6 protein-coding genes and 1 pseudogene are annotated in these 7,065 nt (G+C 68.4%); 3 read left to right on the forward strand and 4 right to left on the reverse strand.

Annotated features, from left to right (window positions below):
- Positions 1-188 (reverse strand): annotated as a pseudogene (fliI, locus tag MFF42_RS20775) (flagellum-specific ATP synthase FliI); the annotation flags it as partial.
- A 439-nt stretch (positions 189-627) separates the two neighbouring features.
- Here fliI and ctrA point away from each other — a divergent pair.
- Complete coding sequence (gene ctrA / locus MFF42_RS20780) at positions 628-1,329, forward strand: response regulator transcription factor CtrA (RefSeq protein WP_012452681.1); 702 nt, start codon at positions 628-630, stop codon at positions 1,327-1,329.
- A gap of 88 nt (positions 1,330-1,417) precedes the next feature.
- Here the strand turns inward: ctrA and MFF42_RS20785 are convergent, their stop codons facing one another.
- The 3 genes from MFF42_RS20785 to MFF42_RS20795 are packed head-to-tail and all read right to left on the reverse strand — an operon-like array spanning position 1,418 to position 2,873.
- On the reverse strand, positions 1,418-1,933 hold the full coding sequence (locus tag MFF42_RS20785) for a hypothetical protein (protein WP_238257442.1): 516 nt from the start codon (positions 1,931-1,933) through the stop codon (positions 1,418-1,420).
- Between the two features lie 34 nt (positions 1,934-1,967).
- The gene (locus MFF42_RS20790) at positions 1,968-2,213 is read right to left on the reverse strand and encodes a DUF3297 family protein (RefSeq protein ID WP_238257443.1); all 246 of its coding nucleotides are present in this window, start codon (positions 2,211-2,213) and stop codon (positions 1,968-1,970) included.
- Between the two features lie 33 nt (positions 2,214-2,246).
- On the reverse strand, positions 2,247-2,873 hold the full coding sequence (locus MFF42_RS20795; RefSeq protein WP_238257444.1) for a CatB-related O-acetyltransferase: 627 nt from the start codon (positions 2,871-2,873) through the stop codon (positions 2,247-2,249).
- 75 nt (positions 2,874-2,948) lie between these two features.
- On the opposite strand from MFF42_RS20795, the gene MFF42_RS20800 reads away from it, so the two are divergent.
- Positions 2,949-5,294 carry an NADP-dependent malic enzyme gene (locus MFF42_RS20800; protein ID WP_238257445.1) on the forward strand — a complete coding sequence of 782 codons (2,346 nt, stop codon included), beginning with the start codon at positions 2,949-2,951 and terminating at the stop codon, positions 5,292-5,294.
- A 108-nt stretch (positions 5,295-5,402) separates the two neighbouring features.
- Positions 5,403-6,842, forward strand: a complete 1,440-nt coding sequence (locus tag MFF42_RS20805) for an acetamidase/formamidase family protein (protein WP_238257446.1) — start codon at positions 5,403-5,405, stop codon at positions 6,840-6,842.
- Positions 6,843-7,065: the final 223 nt, after the last annotated feature.

The following is a 7,065-nucleotide window of genomic DNA, read 5'->3' on the forward strand; positions in this document are numbered from 1 at the left end:
TCGGCCCCGCCGCCGCCCTCCACCACCACGTCGATGCGGCCGCCGAGCCGCATGGCGGAGACCGGCCCGGCCACCTCGACCAGGAGGCCGCGGATCGCCGTCACCCGGCCGAAGGTTTCGAGCGTCTCGACGGTCGAGAGCGCCGCGAGCGCCGCCGCCAGCCCCCCGGAGCCGCTCTCCTGCGTCATGCGACCTCGACCCCGTTAACCGCGTCCCGTCACCGAACCGGCCGATGTCTTAACACCGCGGGGCTCTTCGCCAAGGCGTCTTCCCGCCGATCCGACGCCGTCGCCGCCGGTCCGCACGAATCGAAAAGGCGACGAACGATCGTCGTCTCCTTTCGGCAACAGAAACGCCAACTCTAGGGATATGAAGGGGTTAGCGGGCGAGGCTGATTTCCCGCCCGAGAAAAGCCCCTGCGGATGGAGAACAGATCGCCAACCATGGTGAGAATCGGTGCCGGACTCGAAAGAGACAGAGCTTGCAAGCGGGATTCGGCTTTTGTTAACGGTTAAGGAATAGCGTTTCGAAAGTGGGAATGAGGGAGCGTCCGCCGGGGCCGTCGGCGGACGACCGGCGGCGGCTTGTCTCAAGCGCCCCGAAACGGCCTGTCCGGTGGGGATCACGATGCGCGTACTTCTGATCGAGGACGACAGCGCGACGGCGCAGAGCATCGAATTGATGCTCAAGTCCGAGAACTTCAACACCTACACGACCGACCTCGGCGAAGAGGGCGTCGATCTCGGCAAGCTCTACGATTACGACATCATCCTTCTGGATCTGAACCTGCCCGACATGTCGGGCTACGAGGTGCTGCGCAGCCTGCGCGTCGCCAAGGTGAAGACCCCGATCCTGATCCTGTCGGGCATGGCCGGCATCGAGGACAAGGTGAAGGGCCTCGGCTTCGGCGCCGACGACTACCTCACCAAGCCGTTCCACAAGGACGAGCTGGTGGCGCGCATCCACGCCATCGTGCGCCGCTCGAAGGGCCATGCCCAGTCGGTCATCACCACCGGCGACCTGATCGTGAACCTCGACCAGAAGACCGTCGAGGTCTCCGGCTCGCGGGTGCACCTCACCGGCAAGGAGTACCAGATGCTGGAACTCCTCTCGCTGCGGAAGGGCACGACGCTCACCAAGGAGATGTTCCTCAACCATCTCTACGGCGGCATGGACGAGCCGGAACTGAAGATCATCGACGTGTTCATCTGCAAGCTGCGCAAGAAGCTGGCGAACGCGTCCGAGGGCAAGAACTACATCGAGACCGTGTGGGGCCGCGGCTACGTGCTGCGCGAGCCGGTCGAGGGCGAGGACCGCATGGCGGTCTGATCCGCTCCGGCCTTCGAACGCTCCCCGAACCCCGCCCCGGCGGGGTTCTTTCGTTCGGAGAGCATCACCCCGGACGGTCGCCGCCGGCTTAAGGCCCGACGATGCGGGGGACGAGGGCCTGGACGAGGGTCCGGGCGTTGCGCGAGGCCGTGGCGGCATCGCCGGCCAGGGAGCGGATCGTCAGGAGATCGCCGTCGCGCAGGACGATCGCCGTCGCCCCCGACATCGAGCCCATCCGGTAGAGGCTGATCCACCCGACCGCCGGCGCCACGGACAGGCCGGTGAGCCGGCATTCCGGATCGCGTTGCCGACAGAGCGCCTCCAGGCTGGCGATCGGCGTCTCCCCCGAGCGCACCCGCCCCTCCGTGCCGTCGGCCTGCCGGCCGAGCAGAACGTCGATCATCGGGCTGCCCTCGCACGCGGCGCAGAGGAGCGTCAGCCGGGCGGCCTCGGCTCGGGCGGCGAAGCGGCCGCCGAGGGCGGATTTCGCCGCGGGTTCGAGCGCGGTGAGATCGCGGAGGGCGAACCCCTCGGCCAGCGCCGAAAAGGGCGCCAGGCCGACAAGGAGGGCGACGGCCGACCCCCGGATCAAGCCTCGGATCATGCGCCGCTTCCCTCTCTCACCCGTTGGCTCCGGCTCAGACCGGCTCCTCGCGGAAATAGGGCTCGACCGTGCCCTTGAGCTTCACCGTCATCGGGTTGCCGGACCGGTCGAGCGCCTTGCCCGCGGAGAGGCGGACCCAGCCCTCGCTGACGCAGTATTCCTCGACATTGGTCTTTTCGACGCCCTTGAAGCGGATGCCGACGCCGCGGGCGAGGACCGCCTCATCATAGTGGGGGCTGTTCGGGTTCACCGAGAGGCGGTCGGGGGGCGTGTCGGACATGAATCGTGGCTTCCTGGCGATCGAGCGGGCCGGTTACGGCAATCGCGGCGGTCCCGCAACTTCGCGCTCGGCCCTCGCCGCGGCGATCAGTTCCTCCACCCGGCCGCTCTGTAGAAGCGGGATCCACCGCATCACCGTCGCGTGCGGAAAATCCCACCACGCCGTCTCGACCAGAGCCGCAGTCGTCGCCTCGTCGAAGCGGCGGCGCACGAGGCGGGCGGGGTTGCCGGCGACCACCGCGTAGGGCGGCACGTCCCGCGTGACGACGGCGTGGGCGGCGACCACCGCCCCGTCGCCGACGGTGACCCCCGACAGGATCATGCAGCCCGATCCGAGCCAGACGTCGTTGCCGATGGTCACGTCGCCGCGCGAGACGTGGTAGTCCTGAGGCGCGTCCGCTCCGGGCCAGAGCCCGGTCATCGCCGCGAACGGATAGGTTGAGACCCAATCGAGCCGGTGATCGCCGCCGAGGAGAATCTCGACCCGGTCGGCGATGGAACAATACCGGCCGATCGTCAGCCGCCGCCCGGATTCGGGAAAGCGCACCTTCGGCCGGCCGTAAGAGTAGGCGCCGATTAAGAAATTCCAGCGCCGCGCCAGCGTTTCGAGGTGGAGCCGGGTTTCGTTGTGCGGGTTGCGCCCCCGCCTCAGCCGTTGCAACAGATGCCTCAACAGCGTCCCCCGGAAGAAGAGGGTGCGGGCGCGCAAGAACGCGTGAAAGAGGACGGCATCGCCATGGCCGACAATATGTCCGAGGATCTGAAGTCCGGGGCGCTCGTCTACCATCGACTGCCGAAACCCGGAAAGCTCGAGATCCAGGCGACCAAGCCCCTCGGCAACCAGCGCGACCTCGCCCTCGCCTATTCCCCCGGCGTCGCCGCCGCCTGCATGGCGATCCACGACGACCCGCAGGAGGCCGCCACCCTCACCATCCGCCAGAACCTCGTCGCGGTTCTCTCGAACGGCACCGCGGTTCTCGGCCTCGGCGATATCGGCCCGCTCGCCTCGAAGCCGGTGATGGAGGGCAAGGCGGTCCTGTTCAAGAAGTTCGCCGGGATCGACGTGTTCGATATCGAGGTGAACGAGAAGGAGGTCGACAAGCTGGTGGACGTGGTCTGCTCGCTGGAGCCGACCTTCGGCGGCATCAATCTCGAAGACATCAAGGCGCCCGAGTGCTTCGAGGTCGAGGAGCGCTGCCGCGAGCGGATGAACATCCCGGTCTTCCACGACGACCAGCACGGCACGGCGATCATCGTCGCGGCGGCCGTGCTCAACGCGCTGGAACTCGCCGGCAAGGACCTCTCCGACGCCAAGATCGTCACCTCGGGCGCCGGCGCGGCGGCGCTCGCCTGCCTCAACCTGCTGGTCTCCCTCGGCGCCCGGCGCGAGAACATCACCGTCACCGACATCAAGGGCGTGGTCTTCAAGGGCCGGTCCGAGCTGATGGACCGCTGGAAGGAGGTCTACGCCCGGGAGACGGAGGCGCGCACCCTGGCCGAGGTGATCCCCGGCGCCGACGTGTTCATCGGCCTCTCCGCGGGCGGGGTGCTCAAGCCCGAATATCTCGAGAAGATGGCCGAGAAGCCGCTCATCATGGCGCTCGCCAACCCCTATCCCGAGATCATGCCGGACCTCGCTCAGGAGCGCCGGCCCGACGCGATGATCTGCACCGGGCGCTCGGACTTCCCCAATCAGGTCAACAACGTCCTCTGCTTCCCCTACATCTTCCGCGGCGCCCTCGATGTCGGCGCGCACGCGATCAACGAGGAGATGAAGAAGGCCGCCGTGAAGGCGATCGCGGCGCTCGCCCGCGAGGCGCCGTCCGACGTTGTGGCCCGCGCCTACGGCGGCGAGGCCCGGCCCTTCGGCCCCCACTCGCTGATCCCGAGCCCGTTCGACCCGCGCCTGATCCTGCGCATCGCCCCCGCCGTGGCCAAGGCGGCGATGGATTCGGGGGTGGCCGGGCGGCCGGTCGAGAACATCGACGCCTACGCGGAATCGCTCGACCGGTTCGTCCACCGCTCCGGCTTCATCATGAAGCCGCTCTTCTCCAAGGCGAAGGACAACCCCAAGCGCGTCATCTACGCCGAGGGCGAGGACGAGCGGGTGCTGCGCGCCGCCCAGGTGGTGGTCGAGGACCGCGTCGCCCGGCCGATCCTCGTCGGCCGCCCGCGGGTGATCGAGACCCGCATCAAGCGCTTCGGCCTCGACCTCCGGCACGGCGAGCATTTCGACCTGATCGATCCGGAAGACGATCCGCGCTACCGCGACTACGTCTCGACCTATCTGGAGATCGCCGGGCGCCGCGGCATCACCCCGGATCTCGCCCGGACGCTGGTGCGCACCAACAGCACGGTGATCGGCGCGCTCGCCGTGCGCCGCGGCGAGGCGGACGCCCTGATCTGCGGCCTCGAAGGCCGGTTCGAGACGCGGCTGCGCGTCATCCGGGACATCATCGGGCTCTCACCCGAACTGCTCGACTTCGCGGCGATGAGCCTCATCGTCACGAAGAAGGGCGCCTACTTCCTGGCCGACACCCATGTCCGGCAGAATCCCAGTGCGGAGGAAGTGGCCGACGTCGCGATCGCCTGCGCCGGCCATGTCGGCCGCTTCGGCCTGACCCCGAAGATCGCGCTGCTGAGCCACTCCGATTTCGGGCAGTCCGACTCGGACTCGGCGAAGAAGATGCGCCGCGCCCTCGAACTGATCCAGGCCCGCGCGCCCCACATTCAGGCCGACGGCGAGATGCAGGCGGATTCGGCCCTGTCCGAACTCGTGCGCGACCGGGTGCTGCCGGGCTCGAACTGGAAGGGTGCGGCCAACATCCTGGTCTTCCCGAACCTGGATGCCGCCAACATCGCCTTCCAGTTCGCCAAGGTGCTCGCCGACGCCCTGCCGGTCGGCCCTCTACTGATCGGCCCGGCCAAGCCGGCGCACATCCTCACGCCCTCCGTGACGGCGCGCGGCATCGTCAACGTCACCGCCGCGGCGGTGGTGGAGGCGCAGGCCGGGGTCACGCAAGGAGCCGTGCAAGGGGCGGCACCGGAGGCCGAGCCGGGCGCGGGCCCGCTATCGGAGTAGCCAATCACGCGACGAAGCCCGCCCCCGAACCGAGCGAGGGGGCGGAGCTCAAGCTTGGCTGTCATTTTGCATGCGGTTTCCGCGCGCTGAACGCCCGTGGAGTCCGCAATGTGCCTTGGTGACGACCCGACCTGTGCTGCCTTCGCCGAGCATCGGCTGCGCTACCGGCGCGACATGGAGCCGGAGCGCCGGGCCTTCCTGAAGAGCGGCTTCGTCGCCACCGGCGGGGCCGCCGCCCTCGCCGCGGGCGGGCTCTCCCTGGTGAGCCCGGCCCTGGCGCAGAGCAGCGGGAGCCGGCTGACGCAGACGGCGCACTACCACCTGCCGGCCAACGCCGAGACCGTGCACTGGGGCTACTTCTCGAAATCCCTCAAACCCCAGGTCGAGATCGCCTCGGGCGATTTCGTCACCATCGAGACCCTGACCCACCACGCCAACGACGATGCCGAGCGCATGGTGACCGGGGATCCGGGTGCCGAGAGCGTCTTCCTCTGGACCAAGGAGAAGAAGGGCGTGGCGCGCCGCGGCGCCGGGCCGGAGGATTCGAAGCTCGGCCCCGGCGGCGGGCTCGGCGTCCATATCTGCACCGGCCCGGTGGCGATCCGCGGGGCGGAGCCCGGCGACGTGCTGGAGGTGCGCATCCTCGACGTGGCGCCGCGCGCTTGCGCCAACCCGAAATTCAAGGGCCGGACCTTCGGCAGCAACGCGGCGGCGTGGTGGGGCTACCACTACAACGACATGCTGGGGGGCAAGAAACGCGAGGTCGTCACCATCTACGAGGTCGATTCGTCCGGCGAGCGCGACTGGGCCAAGGCCGTCTACAGCTTTCCCTGGCCGGGGGTGACCGATCCGGACGGCCGCGACCACCCGACCATCGACTATCCGGGCCTGCCCGTCGATCACACCCGGACGAAGCGCAGCTTCGACGTGCTCAAGGGCATCCGCGTGCCGATCCGCCCGCATTTCGGCACGATGGGCGTGGCGCCGGCCGAGGCCGAGATGGTGAACTCGATCCCGCCGAGCTACACCGGCGGCAACATCGACAATTGGCGCATCGGCAAGGGCGCGACGATGTACTACCCCGTCGCCGTGCCCGGGGCCCTGTTCTCGGTGGGCGACCCCCACGCGAGCCAGGGCGATTCGGAACTCTGCGGCACGGCGATCGAGTGCTCGCTCACCGGCACCTTCCAGTTCATCCTGCACAAGAAGGCGGATCTCGCCGGCACCTCGCTGGAGGCCCTCGACTTCCCGATGATCGAGACCAGCGAGGATTGGGTGCTCTCGGGCTTCAGCTACCCGAACTACCTCAAGGACCTCGGGGCCGACGCGCAGAACGCGATCTTCCAGAAATCCTCCATCGACCTCGCCATGCGCGACGCCTTCCGCAAGATGCGGCAGTTCCTGATGCAGGCGAAGGGTCTGACCGAGGACGAGGCGATCTCGCTGATGTCGGTCGCGGTCGATTTCGGCATCACCCAGGTGGTCGACGGCAACTGGGGCGTCCACGCCATCGTCAAGAAGGCGATCTTTTCGGAGCGGCCGGCCTGACGCGGTGTCCGGTTGATTCCTTCGGTATGAGCCTGGCATTTCCCCTCCCCCTTGTGGGGAGGGGTTCGGGGTGGGGGTAGTGCAGAAGGCACCGCACCGCCTCATCCTGAACCCCCCCCACCTCCTGCCTCCTCCCCACAAAGGGGAGGAGCGGAGCGACGGCGGCCGAAGCGATCGGGCGGATGGGGTAGGAGCTGAAAGGCCTCCTACGGCACCACGCGGG

Source organism: Methylorubrum podarium, assembly GCF_022179745.1.
Taxonomy (GTDB): Bacteria; Pseudomonadota; Alphaproteobacteria; order Rhizobiales; family Beijerinckiaceae; genus Methylobacterium; species Methylobacterium podarium.

Bases quoted from the DNA above. Each gene is read 5' to 3' on its own strand.
- ctrA (WP_012452681.1), top strand. From the start codon at position 628: ATGCGCGTACTTCTGATCGAGGACGACAGCGCGACGGCGCAGAGCATC.
- MFF42_RS20785 (WP_238257442.1), bottom strand. From the start codon at position 1,933: ATGATCCGAGGCTTGATCCGGGGGTCGGCCGTCGCCCTCCTTGTCGGC.
- MFF42_RS20790 (WP_238257443.1), bottom strand. From the start codon at position 2,213: ATGTCCGACACGCCCCCCGACCGCCTCTCGGTGAACCCGAACAGCCCC.
- MFF42_RS20800 (WP_238257445.1), top strand. From the start codon at position 2,949: ATGGCCGACAATATGTCCGAGGATCTGAAGTCCGGGGCGCTCGTCTAC.
- MFF42_RS20805 (WP_238257446.1), top strand. From the start codon at position 5,403: ATGTGCCTTGGTGACGACCCGACCTGTGCTGCCTTCGCCGAGCATCGG.